Source organism: Streptomyces sp. 6-11-2 (genome assembly GCF_006540305.1).
Taxonomy (GTDB): domain Bacteria; phylum Actinomycetota; class Actinomycetes; order Streptomycetales; family Streptomycetaceae; genus Streptomyces.
In genome coordinates, this window is record NZ_BJOR01000001.1 from 7849513 (window position 1) to 7872113 (window position 22601).

19 protein-coding genes and 4 pseudogenes are annotated in these 22601 nt (G+C 68.7%); 10 read left to right on the forward strand and 13 right to left on the reverse strand.

From position 1 onward, the window contains the following. Positions 1-122: 122 nt before the first annotated feature. The 5 genes from TNCT6_RS35395 to TNCT6_RS35415 are packed head-to-tail and all read left to right on the forward strand — an operon-like array spanning position 123 to position 3681. Complete coding sequence (locus TNCT6_RS35395) at positions 123-1139, forward strand: zinc-dependent alcohol dehydrogenase family protein (RefSeq protein ID WP_141365662.1); 1017 nt, start codon at positions 123-125, stop codon at positions 1137-1139. A 21-nt stretch (positions 1140-1160) separates the two neighbouring features. Continuing rightward, positions 1161-2036, forward strand: coding sequence for an MFS transporter (locus TNCT6_RS35400; RefSeq protein WP_141365664.1), 876 nt, complete (start codon positions 1161-1163; stop codon positions 2034-2036). Positions 2037-2079: 43 nt separating this feature from the next. Next, positions 2080-2847 carry a glucose 1-dehydrogenase gene (locus tag TNCT6_RS35405; RefSeq protein WP_141365666.1) on the forward strand — a complete coding sequence of 256 codons (768 nt, stop codon included), beginning with the start codon at positions 2080-2082 and terminating at the stop codon, positions 2845-2847. Positions 2848-2896: 49 nt separating this feature from the next. Continuing rightward, positions 2897-3220, forward strand: coding sequence for a carboxymuconolactone decarboxylase family protein (locus tag TNCT6_RS35410; protein ID WP_141365668.1), 324 nt, complete (start codon positions 2897-2899; stop codon positions 3218-3220). Between the two features lie 50 nt (positions 3221-3270). Further along, positions 3271-3681, forward strand: a complete 411-nt coding sequence (locus TNCT6_RS35415) for a cupin domain-containing protein (protein ID WP_141365670.1) — start codon at positions 3271-3273, stop codon at positions 3679-3681. Between the two features lie 116 nt (positions 3682-3797). On the opposite strand, the gene TNCT6_RS35420 is transcribed toward TNCT6_RS35415, so the two are convergent. The 3 genes from TNCT6_RS35420 to TNCT6_RS35430 form a co-directional block, all read right to left on the reverse strand. After that, the gene (locus TNCT6_RS35420; protein WP_141365672.1) at positions 3798-4325 is read right to left on the reverse strand and encodes a GNAT family N-acetyltransferase; all 528 of its coding nucleotides are present in this window, start codon (positions 4323-4325) and stop codon (positions 3798-3800) included. Positions 4326-4731: 406 nt separating this feature from the next. Beyond that, entirely contained in the window at positions 4732-7689 is a 2958-nt protein-coding gene (locus TNCT6_RS35425; RefSeq protein WP_141365674.1) for an aminotransferase, read from the reverse strand. A gap of 63 nt (positions 7690-7752) precedes the next feature. Then, positions 7753-8193 (reverse strand): Lrp/AsnC family transcriptional regulator, encoded by a 441-nt coding sequence (locus tag TNCT6_RS35430; RefSeq protein ID WP_141365676.1) that lies wholly within the window; start codon positions 8191-8193, stop codon positions 7753-7755. A 371-nt stretch (positions 8194-8564) separates the two neighbouring features. Between TNCT6_RS35430 and TNCT6_RS41360 the strand changes: the two are divergent. Next, a pseudogene (locus tag TNCT6_RS41360) lies at positions 8565-8779 on the forward strand (IS5/IS1182 family transposase); the annotation flags it as partial. A gap of 289 nt (positions 8780-9068) precedes the next feature. Here TNCT6_RS41360 and TNCT6_RS41365 read toward each other — a convergent pair. Then, positions 9069-9344: a hypothetical protein gene (locus TNCT6_RS41365; RefSeq protein WP_253266353.1), complete on the reverse strand. Its 276-nt coding sequence runs from the start codon at positions 9342-9344 to the stop codon at positions 9069-9071. A gap of 113 nt (positions 9345-9457) precedes the next feature. After that, positions 9458-9598, reverse strand: coding sequence for a hypothetical protein (locus tag TNCT6_RS41370; RefSeq protein ID WP_253266354.1), 141 nt, complete (start codon positions 9596-9598; stop codon positions 9458-9460). Between the two features lie 317 nt (positions 9599-9915). Here TNCT6_RS41370 and TNCT6_RS40245 point away from each other — a divergent pair, with 317 nt between their 5' ends. Beyond that, a complete protein-coding gene (locus TNCT6_RS40245; RefSeq protein ID WP_172633152.1) occupies positions 9916-10227 on the forward strand; it encodes a hypothetical protein in 312 nt (103 codons plus the stop codon). Between the two features lie 137 nt (positions 10228-10364). Beyond that, positions 10365-10637, forward strand: a pseudogene (locus tag TNCT6_RS35450) (transposase); the annotation flags it as partial. A 15-nt stretch (positions 10638-10652) separates the two neighbouring features. Here TNCT6_RS35450 and TNCT6_RS35455 read toward each other — a convergent pair. Beyond that, on the reverse strand, positions 10653-11222 hold the full coding sequence (locus tag TNCT6_RS35455; RefSeq protein WP_141365680.1) for an SMI1/KNR4 family protein: 570 nt from the start codon (positions 11220-11222) through the stop codon (positions 10653-10655). 180 nt (positions 11223-11402) lie between these two features. On the opposite strand from TNCT6_RS35455, the pseudogene TNCT6_RS41375 reads away from it, so the two are divergent. Further along, a pseudogene (locus TNCT6_RS41375) lies at positions 11403-11736 on the forward strand (transposase); the annotation flags it as partial. 123 nt (positions 11737-11859) lie between these two features. Here the strand turns inward: TNCT6_RS41375 and TNCT6_RS35465 are convergent. The 6 genes from TNCT6_RS35465 to TNCT6_RS35495 all read right to left on the reverse strand — a co-directional run bounded on the left by TNCT6_RS35465 (position 11860) and on the right by TNCT6_RS35495 (position 19455). Then, positions 11860-12600 (reverse strand): N-acetylmuramoyl-L-alanine amidase, encoded by a 741-nt coding sequence (locus TNCT6_RS35465; protein WP_141365682.1) that lies wholly within the window; start codon positions 12598-12600, stop codon positions 11860-11862. 674 nt (positions 12601-13274) lie between these two features. Continuing rightward, a complete protein-coding gene (locus TNCT6_RS35475; RefSeq protein ID WP_141365684.1) occupies positions 13275-14738 on the reverse strand; it encodes a glucoamylase family protein in 1464 nt (487 codons plus the stop codon). A 267-nt stretch (positions 14739-15005) separates the two neighbouring features. Beyond that, complete coding sequence (locus TNCT6_RS35480) at positions 15006-16202, reverse strand: glycoside hydrolase family 1 protein (protein ID WP_141365686.1); 1197 nt, start codon at positions 16200-16202, stop codon at positions 15006-15008. A gap of 63 nt (positions 16203-16265) precedes the next feature. Then, on the reverse strand, positions 16266-17153 hold the full coding sequence (locus TNCT6_RS35485) for a carbohydrate ABC transporter permease (protein WP_172633153.1): 888 nt from the start codon (positions 17151-17153) through the stop codon (positions 16266-16268). After that, a complete protein-coding gene (locus TNCT6_RS35490; protein WP_141365688.1) occupies positions 17150-18124 on the reverse strand; it encodes a carbohydrate ABC transporter permease in 975 nt (324 codons plus the stop codon). Before TNCT6_RS35490 ends, TNCT6_RS35485 begins: the two co-directional genes overlap by 4 nt. A gap of 86 nt (positions 18125-18210) precedes the next feature. After that, positions 18211-19455, reverse strand: a complete 1245-nt coding sequence (locus TNCT6_RS35495) for a sugar ABC transporter substrate-binding protein (RefSeq protein ID WP_141365690.1) — start codon at positions 19453-19455, stop codon at positions 18211-18213. A 326-nt stretch (positions 19456-19781) separates the two neighbouring features. On the opposite strand from TNCT6_RS35495, the pseudogene TNCT6_RS35500 reads away from it, so the two are divergent. Further along, positions 19782-20788: pseudogene (locus TNCT6_RS35500) on the forward strand (acetylxylan esterase). Positions 20789-21150: 362 nt separating this feature from the next. Here the strand turns inward: TNCT6_RS35500 and TNCT6_RS35505 are convergent. Beyond that, complete coding sequence (locus TNCT6_RS35505; RefSeq protein ID WP_141365693.1) at positions 21151-22239, reverse strand: LacI family DNA-binding transcriptional regulator; 1089 nt, start codon at positions 22237-22239, stop codon at positions 21151-21153. Between the last annotated feature and the right edge of the window lie 362 nt (positions 22240-22601).

The window sequence follows — 22601 nt, forward strand, 5'->3', positions numbered from 1 at the left end:
CTGGATGACGTGGTGCTCTCCGCCGCGGCTGCGAGCCGGTCGGGACGGGCAGCCACATTTCTCTGCATTCGGCGACGGCCGGTTTCTACCGGCGCGCCTCGGCACATAAAGGAACCCCTCTCATGCGCGGCGCAGTCATCCATGCCCCCGGCGACATCCGCTTCGAGACCCTCGACGACCCGAAGCTCCTCCACCCCACCGACGCGATCATCCGCACGGCCGTGACCTGCGTGTGCGGCTCCGACCTGTGGCCCTACCGCGGCCTGGAGCCCACGAACGAGCCGCACCCGATGGGCCACGAGTACGTCGGCTTCGTCGAGGAGGTCGGCTCCGCAGTCACCTCGGTCAGGCCGGGCCAGTTCGTGATCGGCTCGTTCGCCACCTCCGACAACACGTGTGCCAACTGCCGGAACGGTTTCCAGTCGAACTGCCTGCACCGCGAATTCATGTCCACCTGCCAGGCCGACTACGTTCGCATCCCCAACGCTCAGGGCACCCTGGTCGCCACCGACGCGGTGCCCGACGAGGAGCTGTGGCCGGGGCTGCTGGCAGTCTCCGACGTGATGGGTACCGGCTGGTGGGCCGCGGATGCCGCAGAGGTCAAGCCTGGTTCGACCGCCGTGGTGGTCGGTGACGGAGCAGTCGGCCTCTGCGCGGTGATCTCTGCGAAGGAGATGGGGGCGGAGCGGATCATCGCCATGTCCCGGCACGCCTCCCGCCAGAAGCTCGCCCGCGAGTTCGGCGCCACCGACATCGTCACCGAGCGCGGCAAGGAGGGCGTGGCGCGGATCAGGGAGCTGACCGGCGGGATCGGCGCGGACAGCGTGCTGGAGTGCGTCGGCACCGCCCAGGCCATGCAGCAGGCCCTGCACTCCGCCCGCCCGGGTGGCAGCGTCGGCTTCGTCGGCGTCCCGCACGAGGTCGCTGTCGATGGGCAGGAGCTGTTCTTCTCCCACGTCGGGCTGCGTGGCGGTCCTGCCCCGGTACGCCGCTACCTGCCCGACCTCATCGACCGCGTCCTGACCGGCGCCATCGCCCCGGGCAAGGTCTTCGACCTCACGCTGCCTCTGGACCAGGTCGCCGAGGGCTACCGGGCCATGGACGAGCGTCGCGCCATCAAGACCCTGCTCAAGCCCTGACCGACCCGCAAGGAAGCGCCGATGAGCGCCATACCTCGCCGCGCCCCACTTCGGCTCCTCGTCGCTCCGGCAGCCGTGCTGATGGCCATGACCGCCTGTTCCCAGGACGCAGCGAACCTTCTCTCACCCGCAGAGGCGTCGTCGACCGGGTGGCAGGAGACACGGGCGCCCCGCACCCCGTCCAGTCCCGGCAGGAAGAGCTCCATGGACATCGTCCAGGTTTCCGTGCGCAGTCAGATCAAGGCGCTGCGCCAGGGCCGACTGTGGCTGGCGCTGGCTGCGGCCGTTCTGATCGTGGGCGGAGTTCTTGCCACCTACACCTTCATCACCCCGCTGCTGACCGACCGTGCCGGCATCCCGGCCGGTGCCGTGCCGCTGGTCCTGATCGTCTTCGGGGCCGGCGCACTGGGCGGCACCGTCATCGGTGGCCGGTTCGGCGACCGCCGCCCGATGACCACGACCATCCCGGCCGCGGCGGCGACCGCGCTGGTGCTGCTCGCGCTGATCCCTCTGGCCACCACCCCGGCCGTCGCCGTCGCGTTGATCTTCCTCATGGCACTGGCCGGGTTCACGATCAACCCGGTCATCACCGCCCTCGCCGTCCGCTTCGCCGGTGACGCGCCGACTCTCACCTCCGCGCTGACCACGTCCGCGTACGACACCGGCATCGCAGCCGGCTCCGCGCTCGCCGGACAGGCCCTCGCCTCTTCCCTCGGCGTTACCGGACCGGCACTGGTCTGCGCCGTGTTCGCCGGGCTGACCCTGCTGCCGCTGATCGCCCCGGCCTTCTTCGCCAGGCGTGGGACGACCCACATCGTCGCCCAGGGCACTGCTGCCGAGGCTCGGGCCCCGGCGGCACCGCGGGAGGCCGCTGACGCGATGTCGACGCGGTCCTGAATCTGTCCGCCTACCTCGCACCCCATTCACCAGGAGGAACCCTGTGAACCCGACCTACGACTTCACCGGCCAGGTCGCCTTCGTCACCGGCGCCGGCTCCGGCATGGGCCTGGCCGTCGCCCAAGCCTTCGCCGCCTCCGGCGCCGCCGTCGCCCTCGCCGACATCGACGAAAGGGCCGTGCGCGAGGCGGTGAAGGAACTCACCGATGCCGGCCACCAGGCTCTTGCCCTGACCTGCGACGTCACCGACGAGGCCCAGGTCGCCGCCGCCGTCGACCGCACCGTGGAGGTCTTCGGCCGCCTCGACATGGCCTACAACAACGCCGGTATCCAGCTCCCGCCCACCGACGCCGCCGACGAATCCCTCGACCAGTTCGAGAAGGTCCACGCCGTCAACCTACGCGGCATCTGGGCTGCCATGAAGCACGAACTACGCCACCTGCGCACCCAGGGCAGCGGCGCCATCGTCAACTGCTCCTCCCTCGGCGGCCTCGTCGGCATCCCCGGCCGCGCCTCCTACCACTCCACCAAGCACGGCGTGATCGGCCTGACCACCAGCGCCGCCCTCGAATACGCCCCGCGCGGCATCCGCATCAATGCCATCTGCCCTGGCACCATCGACACCCCCATGGTCAGCGACATGATCATCAAGAGAGAACTCGACCGCGCCGAAGCAGAAGCCAACCAGCCCATCGGACGGCTCGGCACCGCCGACGAGATCGCGCAGGCCGTCCTGTGGCTGTGCAGCCCCGGCGCCAGCTTCGTCATCGGTGTCGCCCTCCCCATCGACGGCGGCTACACCGCCCAATGACCCCGGAGTTCCCACCGCACAGCACCGTCGCAGACCAAGGAGAACCACCATGCCCGATCAGTCCGCCCCCGAAGAGCTCAAGGCGATCGCCCCCAAGCTCGTCGAGGTCACCAACAACGTCCTCTTCGGCGACGTCTGGAAACGCCCCGGCCTGTCCCCTCGCGACCGGAGCCTGGTCACCGTGAGCACGCTGGCTGCTCTCTACCGCAGCGAGCAGCTCGACCACCACCTGGGCGTTGCCCTGAACAATGGGCTGAGCGTGGAAGAGCTGTCCGAAGCCATCACCCATCTCGCCTTCTACGCCGGCTGGCCCAACGCCATGACCGCCATCACCAGGCTCAAGAAGATCGCCGACGAGCGCGCCCCCTCCTGAGCCCGCCCTCGCTCACCGCCCAACGCCCCCATGCGACAAGGAAGACCATCATGGAGCACATCACCTCGACCCCCACGGCCAAGGCACCCTCCGAGCGGTTCACCGGCGACGTATACCTCAACATGATCGAGGCGCCGACCGAGCCGGCCCGCCTGGCCGCCGCCCTGGTCCGCTTCACTCCCGGCGCCCGCACCAACTGGCACAGCCACGCCAACGGCCAGACCCTCTACATCACCGACGGCATCGGCCTGGTCGGCACCCGCGACGGCAACGTCGTACGCGTCAGCGCCGGACAGATCGTCAAGTGCCCGGCCGGCGAGGAGCACTGGCACGGAGCCACCGACACCACCCTCATGGCCCACATCGCCATGGTCGTCGGAGACGCCGGCGGAGACGGCACCACATGGCTGGAGCCCGTCACCGACGAGCAGTACGCCACCGCTGTGAGCACCAGCAACTGACCCGCGCCGCACCAACCACCCCGCCCCTGGAAACGGGCCCCGTCCGGCCGAGGCAGCGGCCCCCATTGCCCCGGGCCACGCAAGTAGCCTGACCAGCGATCTGTCCGGTCAGATCACTAGCGGGGCTGCTTCCCGCTGGCGGAGAAGCGGGCATAGTACGTAAGGACCGGTTGCAGCCCCCGACGCTCATAGAGGCGCCGAGCACCGGTGTTGGCTGCAAAAGTTCCGATGAGTAGATCGCCGATGTCGAGCCTGTTCAGCTCAGCGTCCACCTCGTCGAGCAGCAGTGTGCCGATGCCGTTCCCACGCTCGGTCGATGCGACAGAGAGCGATTGGAGCTCGGCGATGCGGGTGCCGGTCACCCAGGTGTCGTCGGGCCCGGCGTGGATCTCCACAAAGGCGTAGCCGACCGCTTGGCCGTGACGTTCGGCGAGCAGGATGAAGGACCCCTCTTCCAAGATCCAACGCCGATAGCAGGAGCGGCGCAGTTCCCAGGAGCGCTCGTCCGGGAAATACGCGAACCCCGGTTCGACGGACTGGTGGTGAGCGTGCAGCGCGAGCCACAGAGGCTCCAGCCGGTCGATGAGCTCAGCACCTCCCTTGTGGAGGGTGACGTCACCGTGGATGTGGTGTGCCCGACTCATCTCAACGTCTCCCTCTTCTTTCCTTGACACACAAGGCGGCTCCTTCCGAGCTGTCGGCTATGAGGCTCGGCCTTGATCGGTACGGTCAACGGCGTTGGCTCAGGCGTTGTGTGCCTGGGAGTCGCCGCCCAGGCTCCGGATTTCGTCCGGTCGTCGGCGTGCCAGGGCGTCGGCGTCAGAGTCCCGTCCGTGGACGTGCTTGCCGGCGGTTGGGGGTTGCCTCGATGCCGTCCTGGAGAACATCCGGACTCGGACGGACGTCGCACACACCGTTGGACGAGCCGCCTTCCGAGGTGGGTGCCGTACCCGCCGCCGCGGGTGCGAGTCTGCCGGAGACGACGACTACGCCGACGGACCGGCACCCCTCTCGGAGGCAGCGTCAGATCCGGTTTCCGGGCGTACGACGTCAGCGGGAGTGGCCGAGTTGGGCGAGGGCGTGGTCCAGCATGTCGACGAAGAAGTCCACCGCGGGGGCGTCGATGCACAACGGCGGTTTGATCTTCAGGATGTTGAGGTGGTCGCCGGTGGGCTGGACGATTACGCCGAGGTCGAGCATGCGGTCGCAGAGTTCGGCGGTCTCTTCCGTGGCGGGTTCCAAGGTGACGCGGTCCCGGACGAGTTCGAGGCCGAGGTAGAGGCCCGAGCCGTGGACAGCGCCGATGATGCCGTAGCGGTCGGCCAGTGTCTCAAGCCGGCTCTTCAGACGGCCGCCGACGCGCACCGCATTGCCCTGGAGATCCTCATCGCGCAGGGTGTCCAGGACGGTGAGGCCCACGATGCTGGAGACCGGGCTGCCACCGGTGGAGGAGAAGAAGTAACCCTGGTCGCGGTACCGGTCCGCAACCGACTTGGACGTGATGACGGCGCCGAGGGGGTGCCCGTTGCCCATGGCCTTGGCGACACAGACGACGTCGGGGACGACCTGCTGCTGCTCGAAGCCCCAGAACCAGTGCCCCAGGCGGCCGTAGCCGACCTGGACCTCATCGGCGACGGCCAGACCGCCGTGGCGGCGGACCGCCGCGTACACCTCGGCGAGGTAGCCGTCGGGCAGGGCCACTCCACCGGCGTTGCCGTAGTAGGTCTCACTGAGGAAGGCTCCTGCCGGGCGACCGGAGGCGGCCAGCTCGTCGATCACCGCGGCGGCCTCGGGCCCGTAGCACACCGCATCTGCCCCGCGGTGCAGGCCGCGATAGGAATTGGGCGAGTCCACAGTGCGGACCCAACTCGGCCGCGTTGCCAGGGCGTTCGGGTTGTCCTGGAGTGAGGTGGAGACCGCGTCGGAGGCGTAGGTCCAGCCGTGGTATGCCTCTCGCAGTGCGACGACGTCGTGCTGTCCGGAGGCACCGATGGCCAGCCGCAGGCCCAGATCCACTGCCTCGGAACCGGAGTTGACCAGGAACACCGTGTCCAGGGGCTCGGGCAGCAGGGCGGCGAGGCGTTCGGTGAACTCCACCACCGAGGCGTAGTGGAATCGCGAGTTGGTGTTGAGTCGTCGCAACTGCCGGGAGACCGCCTGCTCGACGCGGGGATGCGCGTGGCCCAGCGGGGTGACGTTGTTGACGATGTCGAGGTAGGAGCGGCCGTCGGGGGAGAGCAGATGGTGGCGCCAGCCACGCTCGATGCGGGGAGGTTCGGCGTAGTAGTGCTCCTGCACGGTCGCGAACACGGCGTCACGTCGGTCGAGCAGGTCCCTGTCCTGCACACGGCCGGCGTCCCGGAGACCGATGAGCGGGGCGGGGTCTGCGGTGAGCGCGAGCCAGCCGGCGGCGTACTCGGGGCGGACCAGGCGAGGTACGGCGGGGCCGTCAGCGTTGTGCAGTGCGATGTGGACCGAGTTTCCGGAGGGGAGGTGGGCGATGTCCTCGCCCGCCTGCACTGTTGCACCAGTGATCACTACAGGATGGACTGCGTGGGGGAAGGACAGCGTCAGCACCTGAGGGCCGAAGGCGATCTCCACACGGCCCGGTGCCGCGGCGAGGACCTTCCCGACGGCGGGGGCCTGCGCCACGGCGGGCCGGCCGAGCCACAGGTCGATGCCGGTGGGCACCGTGGGAGCGGAAACGGCTGACAATGCCGGAGCCTGGGTGAGCCGTGGATGCGCGTACCGGGTGGCCACCGCGGCTGCTCCGTCCGCGAGTGCGGAGGCCGAGAGCCGGTCCTCGGTGCCGGCTTCGAGCCAGGCTCCGTGGTCCATGGAGTCGGCGCCGGTGGACAGGTCGAGGAGAGTGATGTCGTCGTCGGCGAGGCCGCGCAGCAGGAAGTGCGCCGGTGAATCGGGGCGGGCAGGCACGTCGGCCAGGCCGATCGCGTCCTTGATGAGGTGGACCATCACTGGAAGGGGCAGGCGGGTGGCCTGCTCGAATATGTGCCACTCTCGGTCGAGCGCGGCCTTGGCGTAGGCGTTGTCCTCGTCGACGGCGGCCTGGTGCCGCCCGCTGGCGACCAGGCCGGCCGCGCGCAGGATCACGAGCGGCCACAACGCCTCCGCCTCCTCCTGGGAGAGCGACCGAATGGTGTGGAATGCCCGGACGGCGGGTAGCACGTGATGGGGCTCGACCCCGTCGTGGTGGAGCATCGAGGAGAGCGACACGGCGAGTTCGCCGACCGCCCAACTCGTGGTCACGTCACCGAAGTCGATGACCCCGTCGGGCATGGGCAGGCGGCCGTCGGGAGAACAGATGAGATTGTCGTCGGTGAGATCCAGGTGCACCGCCTGAGACGGAAGCGCGGCGGCAAGCTTCTGGACCCGCGCCCAGGCGTCGGCGGTCGCGGCCTGAACGGCGGCGCGCCGGTCGGGCTCGTCGATGTGCTCTGCGAGCTTGGCGACGACGCGGTCGGCGTGCCGCAGGTCCCACTGGAGAACGCGCTTGAGGCCCGGGTGGTGGAAGTCACGCAGGGCGGTGCTGACCTTTCCGCCGATCGTGCCCATGGCCGCCACCGTGCTCGGGGACAGGTGCCGTGGTCCCGAGAGCGGACCGCCGGGCAGGTATCGCATCAGCCGCGCGATGGCCGGCCCGCTCTCGGTGTCCACCGTCGCGCACTGCGGTGAGCCGTCGGGGCGGCGCAGGACGGTGGCGATGCGCAGTTCTGGGTGAGCCGCAGAGATCAGGTCGGCGGCGGTGTCCTGGGCTTCGATCTCCGTAGGGCCGAAGGCGGGGTTGGCGATCTTCAGAATGGCCAAGGCCGTGCCATCGTCGCCGTGCAGCAGGAAGTTGGCGTCCTGCTGGCTTCCCAGCGCCTCCGCACGAGCGTTCATGCCGAAGCGTTGGGCGGCAATGCACTCCGCCTGAGTGGGTGTCACCTGAGGTACGGGAAGCGCTTCCTGGGCGAAGAAGTCGATGGTGCGGTACTCGTCGTGCGGCATGCAAGGTCCCTCGGCTGGTCTGGAGCTTGGTGTGGGCAGGCTGGGCGCGGACGCTCGGATGCCTCAGTCGACTTCCCACAGGAAGCGGTGCGTGTGAATCGCGAAGTAGGGGAAGCTCTCCACGGACGCGACGCCCTCGACGGCCCGTACGGCGTCGTTGATGAAGTCCAGAAGATCACTAGGGCGACTGCACACGACCTCAGCGAACAGGTCATAGCGGCCAGAAGTCAGGACTGTGTACACGACTTCCTCATGCCGGGACAGTTCATCGGCCACCGCCCGCGAATCGCCCCCGATGCGTAGGCCCAGGAGAGCCATCGTCTGCTGGCCCATGGTCATCGGGTCGGTCACCCCGACGACCTGGACCGCCTTGGTGTCCATCAGGCGCTGCAGCCGGTGTCTTGCGGCCGAGGGCGACAGTCCCACCTTCGGCCCCAGCTCGGCGTAGGGGATGCGACCGTCGACCTGCAGCTCCCGCAGGATGGCGCGGTCGATGTCGTCCATGAAGGACCTTCCTCACCTGCGTGAATAGCAAGTCGTGTAGTCGTTTCAAGCACAATGACGGATGTCGTCGCTCGAATCAAGTGTTCTGACGACGGAATCGAGCGGATCCTGGCTCGCAGGCTCTGTGTGCGCGCCGAAGCCCTGTCAGGTTCCCGGCCATGCCGACTGGCCAAGCCGACGCCGGCGGGTCATCGGGTTTCGTCTCTGCCGCAGCAAGGTGAGCCCCCATCCGAGCACACGGTGGGTTGCCTGTCCCCGCAGAACAGCGCCATAGGCAGCCCAATCCCACGCTTCCGTGACACCCGCGGAATGCCGTTCGGGGTGGGCCGCCACGAAGATCAACCTCATCCCCGGGTCCGTCGTGTCGGGGGTTCAGCACCGGCGGGCAGCGGCGGGAGATACCGCAGGAGTTCGGTGCCTGGTCGACCGTCCACAACCGCGTGCGGCAGTGGTGTGACGCCGCCGTCTTCGAGGTCCTGCTGGAGGGCCTGACCGCAGAAGCCGCGCAGCGGGGTGAGGTGGACCTGTCTCTGGTCAGCGTCGACTCCACCAGCGCGCGCTCATCACGATGCTGCCGGGATGCACCTGGGCGAGGGCGTCCTCGGGGGTACTGGAGAGGGCTGCAGCCGCCTCGTCCCCCGTGGAGACCTCCGGGGCGCACGAGGCATGGCCGGTGATCTCCTCCTCATTCAACTCGGCGACGAAGCATCGCAATCGCGGGGTCTCCGTAGCGAAGCGCAGGGTCTCCAGCCGCCGAGCCAAGTCCGTGGGCTGAGGCGCCGCTCTCTCGTGGGCGGCATGCTCGGCTGCCAGTTGGGCCACAAGAGGAAGATCGGCAACGCGTGCGCGTCGCACCCGGGCCATTCCGGCGCCGGTCACCGGACCTCGCCCTCCAGCACATCGCCGCGCCAGGCCACGAGCCGCTCGTCGACCGAACCCTGGCTGTCGAGCACGTGACGGGTGACGGCATCTCGTTCGTACGCAAGGACCGCCGCCTCCCACACGCACGGGGCGGGGCCCGCCCGGCCGGGCCGGAGTCGAGTGGCATCGCCGACCGGACCGGTGAAGATGGCGAGGTCGGACATGTAGCCCTCGATCCAGGTATGCACCAGGATGTAGTCGCCGTCGCCACCGGCATGGATGAGCAGCACGGAGAGCCCAAGAGAGCCCCGCAGATGCGCCGACGAGAGGTAATCGGCAGCGACCCGCCGGTCTGCACCTCCTCGTCCGTCACACTCCGTCCGGGCGCCTCGATCGCATAGGGCTACACCAGGTGCCCGGCGACCGCGCGGCTGCCCAGTGGGTGCACCATGCGGGCGTGATAGTCATTGGCCAGCGTCAGCAACGCACCCGAATCGACGGCAGTCAAAGACTGGCTGAGCTGAGATTCCGAAAGATCGGTCATACGACCATGGTGCCCGCCTGCGCTGTACGTCCCACAAGATCCGTCGGCCAGGGAGCTACAGACCTCACCCGGACCACCGCTGGTCACAGGTTGGACTCCCGGTACGGGACACGGCGGTCTCCGGCGCGTCTTCGAGGGGACGCGCCGGAGACCGGTCGGTTTGCCGTCGCTCCTGTCGGTGGGTGGCGGCGGTTGTGGGGTTAGCGGCGGCAGTCCCGGTGGGCAGGGCGCCAGATGCGGGTCCAGTAGCCGGCGTGTGCGTGGTGGTTTTGGTCCCGGTATCCCGGGTGCCACAGCCGTGACCAGTAGCCCGCCGCTTGCACGCAGTGACGCGACGCCGGCGGCTGGTGGTGCTGCGGTGCCGGCGGCTGGTGGTGCGACGCTACTGGCGGCAGGTGGTGCGACGTTACCGGCGGCTGGTGGTGCTGCGGTGCCGGCTGGTGGTGCGACGCTACCGGCGGCTGGTGATGTTGTGCTACCGGCGGCTGTGGGTGCTGTGGTGCGGCCGATGCGGTGCCGACCGTGCCGACGACAGCGCCCGCGGCCAGAGCCGCCGTCGCTGCGCCCAGGGCCGCAGCCCTTTTCAACCCGTTGATCATGATCAGGCCTGTCTGTGCGAGTGGGGCTGACGCCCCGCCACTTTCCGGACCGGTTCGTCCGGAGATGCGCTGATCCTCCACCTTGCGACACCTGCGCACACTGAAAAACACCGTCTGTTACGAAATGCGGATGGATTTCTCATTCAGCTCAAATATTCATATATGTGAGGCCGGCGAAACTGCATGCCGACAAAGGCAACGACTACGACCACCTGCGGCGATGGCTCCGCAATCGAGGCATCCGCCACCGCATCGCCCGCAAAGGCGTCGAGTCCTCACAGCGGCTGGGCCGACATCGCTGGGTAGTCGAGTGAACCGAGTCCTGGCTGGCAGGATGCCGACGTCTCCACCGCCGCTACGAACGCACGGCTGAGCACTTCCTCGCCTTTGTCGGGAGCGCCGCAGCCCTCATTGGATACCGGCGCCACACCAGCCGATAGCCACCAACGAGCCGATCAGCACGGGGGGACTTCCAGGTCGATCGGCGGCAATCCCCAGGGTTCCAGGATCCCGTTGCAGTACTCCGCGAGGAACTGGACTGCGCCGCCACCGTAGTGCCACCATGCCCCGCCGCGAGAAGCAACCGTGACGATCCAGTCCTGCGGAGATCGTCCCGTCGTGTTCCACATGAACTTGTCGCTGTCGCACGAGTCACCCCAGGGCAGCAGCCCACCAGGAGCTGGGTGGGCCAGCAAGCCGAGACCGGGTTCCAACCATGCATCGGCAACGACCGCAAGGGTGCGACGGATGGCCTGAAGACTGCGGTCCTCTTCACCCGGCTCAGGAAGATGAACCAGAAGGAAGTCTCCCATGGCGAAGGTCGGGTACCACTCCGCGAGGTACTTGTAATCGGCGGGAAGCCCGGTGCCCAGGCTCTCCTCGAACCCAGCCCAGTCGATTACGGCCCGCGCCGGCCGGCGGAGGTCGGTCAATCCGGGGACGGCACGCTCCAGCAGCGCAAGAGCCTCTTCCGCATCGGTTATGCGGCGCTGCGGCGTCTGTGTGCCGACCAGATCGTCATCCATGAGGCGCAGCCTGCCACACGCATCCGACGTCCCCGACGGGGCGGGCTCACCAAAGCTCCTCTGATGCCGCCCGCGGCACCGGCAGCGGCCATGAAGCCTGCCCCACGCGACTAGAGCCATCAGAAGCGTCCTCTAATCAGGGCTTGCCCTTCGGTCGCGGGACGGAGTGGTGGAGTGTCGATGGGAGCGGGCTCGGGTCAACAAGTCCCCGAGGCGACCCAGGTGGTCGCGCGGGCGGCGTTTCCGAAGGGTTGCCTGGCGATGCGGGTGCGGGACGCGCTCGGCCCGCTGTTCGACGACGAGGTCTTCAGGTCTGCGTTCGGCGTCCGTGGCCGTCCCGGTTGCTCCCGGGCAGCTGGCTTTGGTGTCCGTGTTGCAGTTCGCCGAGAACCTGACCGACCGCCAGGCCGCGCATGCGGTGCGGGCCAGGATCGACTGGAAGTACCTGCTGGGCCTCGTCCTGGCAGACTCAGGGTACGACTTCACGGTGCTGACGGGGCTTCGCGATCGCCTGCTGGCCCACTGCAGCAGGGGCAGCGCGAACCAGCACGGATGCGTGATGGCGACGTGGGTATGGCGGGCGGCGCCAGCCAGCGTGGCGTACGTCGTCAGAAGCGGCGACCCCGCCTGGTTCTGGCTAGGCAAACGTGGCGCTCCAGGTGACTGGCCCGACGATGCCGTCCACGCTCACGCCCCTGCTCGACTGGAAGCTGCGGCAGGCGGAGTCGGAGCCCGGCCCGTACTGGCCGTCCACGGTGAGGGAGTAGCCGTGCGCGCTGTTCATCCGGTACTGCCAGGTCGCCACGCTGGCGTGCACGAAGGTCGGCGGCTGGCGGAAGCTTACTCCGGGATAAGGCAAGGGCCCGCCAACGGGGTTGACCTCGCCGCTGAGTACGCGGGAGTAAAGGTTGCCCGGGCAGTCAGTCGCGTGGTGGTCGCGGTGGGCGGTGATGGCCTGCGCGGCGCCGCCCTGCGCCCGCAGGCGGTCGATTCCGTAGCGGATGGCGTCGATCAGCCCGGCCGTGATGGTGTCGTAGTTGCTGCTGGTACCGCCGGTCAGCGCACAGACCGCGTACCAGTCGTCGTTGCCCTGCGTGGTGCCCTGGGCGGCAGTACGGACGTTCTCGCCGCGACCCTGGAAAAGGTAGCCGTGGACACAGGCGAGGTGGCTGTAGGCGATGTCCGACCAGCCGTTGGAGTCCATGTGGAAGTTCTGGATGCCCCGCACCTGGCTGGCGCAGTCGGCGTGGTTGGCCTTGGCCACCTTCACGGCGTCGACATGATGGACGGCCACGCCGCCCTGGGCTGGGGTGATGTTGCTGCTGACGCTCTTGGGTGACCGGGCGCCCCACTGGGAGCGGGTGACGAACGTGGCCATCAACTCCGCCCTCCTCGGCCCAAGGCACAACTGACGGTGGCGTTTAACGGCTCGGCGTGGGCGTTGCGCACTGCGTCGGGGCCATAAACCGCGCTGGCGTGGCGAGGGTGCGTGACGATGGGGAGCTCGCCGCTCCCCGCGGGGAGGGGGGTGGCGGCATGCGCGGGTCCGGAACAGATGACGGGCAGCGCGAGCGCGCTGCCGGCTGCCGCCAGCAGCGCGACGCGGCGAGATGGGCCGTGGGTCAACGGTCCTCCAGTTGGGCGCAAAGTGGGGTTCGATTGTCCGGATGTTGGCAGGTTCCCGTCAAGTACGTGTCAGGGCAACTAGCCTGTAATTCCGCGTAGTTGGGGCGGACGGACGTGGCGGGTTTCATCCGGGGTGCCGCCGCGGAAATCCCGGGGGCGGCGCCAGGCCTGACGGCCCCGACACTGGGGCGGAGGCCCGTGATCACGAGGTTTGTGCTCCTTGCGCTGGCCCAGCTAGTGCTGTGACCGGAAAGGTTCACCGGCTCGCGACGCCCGGCACGGCACTCCCCCAGCCTTCGGCCGGGGGTACCCCCACGCCGCGTTGTCGCATCACCCGAGTACATCCAGTACGCGGGCAATGCTCCGCCTTGCGATGTACCGGACCGGACGCCGCGAGCTTCCCGGCAAACCTTCCCGGCCACAGCACTAGATGGAGAAACGCTCCTTCGCCAGCAGCGGCCGCACCCGCGAGGCAAAGCCTCCCGAGCGGAAGGGGCGCTGCAGCAGGCCGGGGCGCAGTTGCTGCGCGAGCGCGGCGGCGATCATGCCCTGGTCCAGCGCGAGTACGAAGTCGCTGACCCGCCCGGTCCGCACGTTCACGGAGTCACGGAAGCCGTACGTGTCGTCGTACGCGCCGAAGTCCACGTCTAGCGCCTTCAGGTTGTCGATCGCCTCCACGCGCGCGTGCGGCAGAGCGAGGAAAGAGGCGTGCGGGGTGACGACGCCGAGGGAGTTGTAGCCGTCCTCCTGCATGCCGATGGCGTCGACGCCGTACTCGCGATAGCCGCCCTCGGGGATGCTCGCGGGGGAGAAGCCCCAGTAGCCGTACTTCTCCTCGTCCAGGCCGTGCTCGATCTGGCTGCGCACATACCGGTCGTGCGTGAGGCCCCACGCGCGCGGGGACCACTCCGGCTCCGGCACGAACAGCGGCACCATCAGCGCCTCGAACATCGACCCGCCCCACGTGGGGACGAGCTTGCGGCCGCGGTACGTGTAGTGGCCCTGCCAGACTCGGATGCCATCGATAGCGACGTACGAGCCCTCGGGCTCCTGCTCCTGGCCGCTGCCGGGCAGCAGCGTGCGGAACATGTGCCAGTAGTGGTCGGCGGGCAGGCTGCCGTCGGCGATGCCGAGGTAACTGGCCATCCGGGGTTCGGTGTTGAGGGCGCCGTAGTGGTGCCCAGTCGGCTCACCCTTGCCCGGCTTGTCGGGCCAGAAGCCACCGCGCAACTGGCCCGGGCCCGCGACCGGGTCGGCCGCGTCGTACGGCGTGTAGTAGTACGACCAGTCGGCGCCGGCGAGCAGCTTCGCGGCACGCGGACGCAGGGCCGGGACGGCGTCGGCGGCGATGCGCAGGCCTGTGACGAGCCAGGCGTTGTCGACGGACGAGAGGAACGGGCGGACCGGAGCGCCGCTCTCGGGCCAGGTCGTCAGGACGGAACCGTCGTGCGCGTCGTACCAGTTGAACCAGAACCCGTGCGCCCGCTCCAGCCGCTCAACCGCGGACACAGTACGGGTCAGGCTGCGCTCCATCGCGTTGCGGGAGATTACGCCGAGCCCGCCCGCGGCGGCCGTCGTCCACAGCCCACAGCCGATGTTCGTCGGCGAGGTCTGCACGGACGGGACGGGGCGGCCGGATCCGCTGACGTCGATCTTGTCGGCGGCCAGGCCGAAATCGGTCGTCATTGCCTCGATCGAGCGGTACGTCGAGTGGAACCACTTCCGCAGCGGCGGTGTATCAGAGGTAGGAGCGAGACGACGACGCGAGGAGACGGCACTGGCGGTCGAGGCCGTGCCGGAGGCTGGAGCGGCATCGGCCGACGGTGCGGCGCCGAGCGCGAGGGTGGCGCCGCCGGTGCTTACGGCGGTGAGGAAGGTACGGCGATCCATGAAGGTCCTTCTCCCGAGAGGGCAGGTGTGGAAGGGGATTTCGTGGTGCTCGTGGGAGTGCGGGCGGGGTCGGCGCATATCAGGGATGCGCCGACCCCACCTGGGCGGGCCCGCGGAGTCAGGGGCCGCGGGCCCGCGGGGGCCGGGTTCGCGGGGGTCAGGTCCCGCGGACCCGTACGTCACGGGGCGGCGGCGGGGCGTGTGCCGCTCCGGACGGTCGTGGGGTGAGTGCGGCGGCTACTGTGCCGGCACCCACCGGCAGGGGGATCAGACGCGCGGCAGGACCTTCTGGCGGCCCAGGTCGCCGAGCCACCGGGCCGCCGGCTTGGGTGTGCGCTCGAAGGTGCCGGGGTCGAAAGAGATCAGGCCGAAGGTCGCCTTGTAGGTGCCCCACTCGTAGTTGTCGAGCGCGCTCCAGGCGAGGTAGCCGCGGACGTCGATGCCGTCTTCGATGCAGGCGGCGACGGCGTCGAGCGCCCCTGTGTAGTAGTCGATGCGGCGCTGCTCGTCACTGGTGGCGATGCCATTCTCGGTGACGACCAAGGGCGTGTCGGGGCCGATGAGTTTGGCGGTGTGCCGGATTGCGTGTCCGACGGCGGTGGGGTAGTACTCCCACTGCGTCAGCGTCCGCTCGGCGTCGGGCGGCGCCGGGATGGGACCTTCGGGCCCGATCTTCGTCCGGGTGTAGGACTGCACGCCGATCCAGGCGTCGCCGCGGGCCGCCTCGATGAAGACGTCCTCTCGCGGGTGGCGGTAGGCGGCGGTGACGCCCTCGGCGCCGGGGAGCGCCTGGTACACCTGGTTGGCGATCGTCCAGCCCACCTGGATCTCGGAGTTGATGGCGCGCACAGCCTTCACAGCGGCGTGGTGCGCGGCGATGACTGCGTGCGTGGTCTCCTTGTCGGGGAGCGGCAGACCGGCGGGCGGGAAGCCCTGGTCGCCTCGCTTGGCGAGACCCGCCATCACGGCGATCATGTTCGGCTCGTTGATGGTGCATACATGGCGCACGCCCTCACCGATGATCGGCGCGCACTCCTCGACGTACCGGGCGAAGAGCTGTACGGCGCCGTCGGCGGTCCACCCGCCGAAGTCCTCGAACCAGCGGGGGACGGTGAAGTGGTGCAGTGTCACCATCGGCCGCAGGCCACGCGCGATCGCGCCCTCGACCATCCGCCGGTAGTGCGCTATCTCGGCCTTGGAGAAGTGGCCTCGGGCCGGCTCGATGCGTGCCCACTCGACGCTGAAGCGGTAGTCGGTGAAGCCGAGTTCGGCCAGCAGGTCCATGTCCTGCTCCCAGCGGTGGTAGCTGTCGCAGGCGTCGAGGCTGGGCTCCTGGATCCCCGCCGTCGGGTCGTGTTCCTTGCGCCACCAGTCGCTGTTGACGTTGTTGCCCTCGATCTGGTGGGCCGCGGTCGAAGCACCCCACAGGAAGCCGTCGGGGAATGGGGTGGTGCTGCGCGTCATGGTGATGTCCGTCTTTCTACGTGCGTGGGAGGAGCGTGCGAGAGCCGCGAGTTGGGGGCTGGCTCACTTCATGCCGGCGGTGGCGATGCCCTGGGTGAAGTGGCGCTGTAGGAGCGCGAAGACGACCAGCACGGGCAGGACGACGAGCAGGGAGCCCGCCATCAGCATTCCGTTGCCGCCGCCGACCGTGCGGTTGGGGTCGTTGGCGAAGGTCGCGAGCGCCACCGGCAGCGTGTACTTGCTGGGGTCGTTGGTCGCGATGAGCGGCCAGATGAAGTTGTTCCACGACCCGAGGAACGTGAAGATCGTCAGCGTCGCTAGCGCCGGCTTGACCAGCGGAAGCACGATGCGCCAGAAGATGTACCACTCGCCGGCACCGTCCATCCGGGCCGCCTCGAGCAGCTCGTCCGGGATGGTCGTCATGAACTGCCGCATCAGGAACACCCCGAAGGCGCCTGCTGCGAACGGCAGGACGAGGCCCATGTAGCTGTCGAGCAGGTTCAGCTTGTTCATCAGGACGTACAGCGGAAGGATCATGAGGTTGCCCGGCACCATCAGGGCGGCGAGCACGACTCCGAAGACCTTGGAGCGTGCGGTGAAGTTCAGCTTCGCGAGCGCATAGCCGAGCATCGAGCAGAACAGCAGGTTGCAGGTGGTCACGAGCACCGCGACGATCAGCGAGTTCAGGAAGTACTGCGGCATGTTCAGCTGGTCGAGCAGATCCCGGAAGTTCTGCAGCGTCCAGGCGGAGGGGATCCACACCGGCGGGCTGGCCGTGAGGTCCTTCTTGGTCTTGAAGGCGCTGAGCGCCATCCACAGGAAGGGGGCGGCCATCAGCAGCAGGCCCAGCGAGGCGACGACGTAGAGCAGCGGTTGGGGGCCGAGGCCCTGGCGGCGCCGACGGTTCAAGGACGGTCCCGGGACAGGCGCGGTGGCGTGCTGGGCGCTCATTTCGTGTTGTCCCTCATCAGTCGCAACTGCAGCACCGTGATGCCCATGATCACCACGAAGAGGACGTACGCCATGGCACTCGCGTAGCCCATGTTGAAGAAGTTGAAGCCTTCGCGGTACATGTCGAGCGACACGGTCAGCGTGGCGTCGGACGGGCCGCCCTGGGTCATCACGAAGGGCTCCTCGAAGACGTTGAGGTAGCCGATCGTGGTGATGACCGTGGCGTACAGCAGGGTCGGGCGCAGCAGCGGCACTGTGATGCGGCGCAGTTCCTGCCAGGCGTTCGTCCCGTCGAGGCGGGAGGCCTCGCGGACCTCGGTCGGGATGGCCTGGAGACCGGCGATCATCAGGACCATCACCGTGCCGAGGTTGCGCCAGACCGCCATCGCGATCAGGGACGGCATGGCCCAGGTCTCGGAGCCGAGGAAGTCCGGTGTGGAGAAGCCGAGTTCGGCACCGAGGCCCGCGATCAGACCGTCCGAAGGGTCGAGCACGAACCGCCACACGATCGCCACGGCCACGATCGTGGTGACCACGGGGGCGTAGAAGCCGACGCGGAAGAAGGTGCGCGCCCGGTCGATGCCGTTGTTGAGCAGGATCGCCACGAGCAATCCGAGCCCGATCGTCAGGGGGACCCCGACGACGACGAAGTAGGCCGTGTTGAAGAGGGCCGTGAGGAACTTGTCATCGCCGAAGAGCTGGACGTAGTTGTCGAAGCCGATGAACTTCGCCTCCAGCGGCCTGGTGACGTTGCGCCGGCCGAAGTCGGTGAAGCTCATCAGGAGCGTCGCGACGATCGGGAAGAGCATGAAGACGCCGAACAGCACGAGGAAGGGGGTGGAGAACAGCCAGCCGGCCAGGTTCTGCTTCCCCATCAAGCGCTTCTTTCCGCGCCCCTTGCCGGAACTGGCGCCGGGCCTCAGGGCGTTGGCTGCCCCGGGCCTGGCGGGGGTGGGTGTCGTGGTGGACATGTTCTGCCCTTCGGACCATTGCTTGCGCGATTCGCTCCGCGTGCGCGGGCTTGTGGGGGGTTGCTTCAGGAGGGAACCCGCGAGGGTCACTTCACGAGGCTCTCGATCTCGCCCTGGGCCTTGTCGAGGGCTTCCTTCGCGGAGGACTTGTCCTGGGTAACCGATTCGATGGCCGTGTCGACCTTCGAGGTGATCTCCGTCCACTTCGGCTGGACCGGGGAGACCTTCGCCGACTCCATCTGGGCCTTCCACACCTTCATGTTCGGATCGGTCGCCAGGTCGCCCGACCTCCAGGCGTTGACGTTGGCAGGGAGGTCCTTGGTGCGCTTGAACCAGTCGGTCTGGCCCTTGGCGTCGGTCAGGTACTGGATGAACTCCTCGGCAGCGGCTTTGTGCTTGCTGTCCGCCGAGATCGTCAGGGCCGAGCCGCCCGCCATGGAAGTGGAGGACTTGTCGGTGGGCACGTTCGCGACGGCCCACTTACCCTTGAGGTCCGGGTAGTTGTCGTCGAGCAGGCCCATGAACCATGGGCCGCCGAAGAACATCGGGACGGAGCCTTTGTTGAAGTCCTTCGTCACGTCGTAGCCGGGACGGACGGACTTCTCGCTGAGGCCCTTCTTGAAGTAACTGCCGTAGTTCTCAAGAGCGTTGACGGCGGCTGGGCTGTTGATGACGGGCTTGCCGTCCTGGGTGACGATCTCGCCGTCCGCCGAGTACAGGAACTGGTAGAAGCTCTGCACGGTGTCCAGGCCGCCCGGTTGAATGGACAGGCCCCACTTGGTTCCGGCCTTCTTCTGGTAGGCCTCGGCGGCCTGCTGCAGCTCGGCCATGGTGGCTGGGGCCTTCTCGACGCCGGCCTTCTTGGCGAGGTCGGTGCGATAGAAGAGCACGCGGGTGTCGACGTACCACGGCACGCCGTAGGTCTCACCGTCGATCGTGCCCTGCTGCCAGCCGGCCGGGAAGAAGTCCTTCTCCGCGAAGGCCTTGGTGTCGACGGGCTCCAGGGCGCCCATGTCCGCGAACTCTGCCATGTAGGTGCTGCCCATCTGCATCACGTCGGGCAGCCGGCCGGCGGCAGCGGCGGCGACCAGCTTCTGGTGCGCGACGTCCCAGCCGATCGGGGTGATCTTGACCGTTATGTTCGGGTTGGCCTTCTCGTAGACCTTGGCGACGTCGGCGAGCTTCTCGCCCTCGGTGCCCATCGCCCAGACGGTCAGCGTCTGCTTCTTGTTCGCCGCGATGTCGCCGCCGCCGGAACCGCCGCAGGCGGTCAGAGTCAGCGCGGACGCCAGGGTGACGGCGGTCGCGGCGGTGGTGGCGACGCGGTTCATGGGCGGTTCCTCCTCGATGTTCGGGGATGTACACGCTGCTTGTAAGCGCATACATCACTCTGTGGCAGCTCCGGCGGATGTGACAAGGGGCGCCGTGGTCACACTCCCGTAACGGGAGTGACATCCGGGAATGCGGTGCCACAGCACGGATACGCCGGCAGCGCTCGCGGCCGCCCGCGTATCCGTGCCGACGGTCGCGACAGAAACCAACCGAGATCCGGCGTCGGAGCGTGGTCCGCTGTGCCGGAAGCGGAACGGAGTGTCCGAGTGGGCCCCGGGCGGGAATCCTGGCGGCGCCGGCCGGGTCCCCCCTTAGGGTCGCGACCGTGACGGCTGCCAACGCGGTTCCGCGTTCCTTCCCGCACGACTTCCCGCTCGACCCGGCCTACGGCCGGACCCTTGACGGCCTGCTGCGCGTCCCGGTCCCCAATGCCCCCACGGACTTCGACGCCTTCTGGCGGTCTCGCTACGGCGAGGCCCTACGGGTCGCGCCGGAACCGGAGGCCGGGCAGCTCGTCGAGGAGCGCGACGGAGTGCGGATCCACGAGGTCTTGTACACGTCGGTGGGCGACGTGCGGCTCGGCGGCTGGCTGGTGCTCCCGCCCCGGGGCCGGTGGAGCACGGTTTCGTCATCGGCCACGGCTACGGCGGGCGTAACGGGGTCGGGCCCGACGTGCCCCTGCCGTTGCCGAGGTCGGCGGCGATCCTGCCGTGCGTGCGAGGGATGGGGGAGCGGGGCCTGGTGCCCGGCATCCCAACACTGCCGGACCAGCACGTGCTGCACGGCATCGCGTCGCGCGAGACGTACGTGATCGGGGAGTGCGTCGCGGATCTGTGGTGCGCGGCGACGGCGTTGCTGGAACTGGTCCCGGAACTGGGGGAGTCGGGGGCCGGACTCGGATACCTGGGAGAGAGCTTCGGAGGCGGCCTCGGAGCGCTGGCGCTGCCGTGGGACGAGCGGTTCGCGGCCGGCCAGCTGACGGTGCCGACGTTCGGGAACCACCCGCTGCGGCTGACGCTGGACTGCGTGGGAAGCGGGGCCTCGGTGCGGCGCCATCACGCCGAGCACCCGGCGATCGTGGAGGTGCTGCGATACTTCGACGCGGCGTCGGCAGCGACCCGGGTGCGGGCCCCGGTGCTCGTGGCCCCGGCGCTGTTTGACCCGTCGGTGCCGCCGCCAGGGCAGTTCGCGGTGTTCAACGGGCTGCCGGAGAGCGCGGGGCGGGAGCTGCACGTCCTGGACGCGGGCCATTTCGAATGGCCCGGGAAGGCGGAATCGACGGATCGACCGGCGGCGGCCAAGGGAGAGTTTTTCGGTCGAGTGTTGGCATAGGCCCCGTCGGCTCGTGAACCGGCGTGGCCGGACAGTTCGCGAGCCCCGCTCCGCGCACGGGTCCTGCTGCTCACCTCACGCGTTAACAGTCCGACCCTGCGCCCCCTGAGCCACCCCGCTTCCCGACGCGAGCACATCACCTTTGTGTGACCGGGCGCAATTCTGCATAACCTTCCTATGTCCGCAGACGTCACCTCCCTCCCGGCCAGCGAACGCGTCGGCATCGGCTTCTCGGGCAGCCTCGACACGTCGATCGCCACCGCGTGGACGCGTGACAAGGACCGAAGCCGGGTCGGGTCCCGCCGACTCCGGGCTCCGGCAGGCTGGTCCCGGTCGGCGTCATCGCCCGCACTCGAACCCGGTCAGGGGCATCGCTCGCACCCGCAACTCGCCCGCCGTACCACAGACACCGGCAGCATCATTGACACTGGCTCCCCACCTTGCGAGCCGTTGAGCCGACGTACGAGCAGTTCAACCGCCTCCTCGCCCATCCGTCGCATAGGCTGTCGCACCGTCGTCAGTGCCGGCCGCACGAGGCGGCTCAGCGCGATGCCGTCGAAGCCGGTGACAGCCACGTCCTCGGGGACCCGGACACCGCGCCGTTCCAGCGTGTGCAGGGCGCCCACCGCCATCTGGTCATTGGCGAAGAGCAGTGCATCGGGGCGTTCGCCGCGCCGGTCCAGCAGTGTGTCGGCGGCCCGCGCGCCTTCCGCCTGCGTCATCATCCCGGCCCGCAGATCCGGCTCGTCGCCCACCTCCACCCCCGCGGCCCGGCACGCCTCGACGTACCCGCGAAAGCGTGCCTCGACGTCCGGCGACTCCTCGGCGGAGCCGACGTAGGCAAGCCGGCGAAGGCCGTGGTCTTCGATGAGGTGGCGGGTCAGTTCGCGCTGGCCGTGGGCGTTGGCGACCTCGATGTGGTCCAGGTGGTCGAGCAGCTCGGACTCGCGCGGCCCGGCGAGCATCACCACCGGCTGCCGGCGCGATATGACTTCCAGCTCCTCGGTCGGCACCGTGCGGGCGAGCACGGCGAAGCCGTCTACCCGGCCCGCCACCTTCGCCACCAGGCTCTCCGGCCCTCCCTTTAGGGACGCCGCGATGAGCAGCGCGTACCCGTGGCGGCGCGCGGCGCGCTCCATGCCACGGATGATCTGGTCGGAGTAGAGCATCGCGACGTTGTCGTCCGCCTCGTCACCAGCGCTGGCCTCCGCCTCGGACTCGGCGTCCGGGTCGGAGTAGTCGGGGAAGCACAGACCGAGGACGCCGGTGGAGCGGCTGGCGAGGCCGCGCGCGTTCCCACTGGGTACGTAGCCGAGCTCACGGGCCACCGCGAGGACCCGTTCACGGGTCTGCGCGCGGACCGAGTCGGGGTTGCGGTAAACCCGGGACACGGTGGCGATGGAGACGCCGGAGCGCTCGGCGACGTCGTACACCGTGGGGGCTGTGCTCACTGGGTGGGACCCCGAGTCTGTTGAGGCACGGCAGTGCCCTGAAGCGAATGAAAGCGCATTCACCCTAGTTCGGGATATTGCTCGTGGGCAAGGCCGGGTCTCCGGGACGGTGCATTACTGCACCCCGGAGGCTCCGGTCACGCCGGACGCGACGAGGGCGACGGCCTTGTGCAGGCGCTGCCTCTCTGCCGTGGAGTCAGCGTCGGGTTGGCTGCGCGGCGCCTGTACCGCTCGAAAAGTCGTCGTCGCAGGTGACTTGCCACAGCGGCTGGGATCCTCGGGTGTGAGCGGCGGGAGCTTTGGGCAGCGGTGCCGGGTGCTGCGCAATCTTCGGCCCAGGTGGGCTGCGCTGCGCGCTGGCC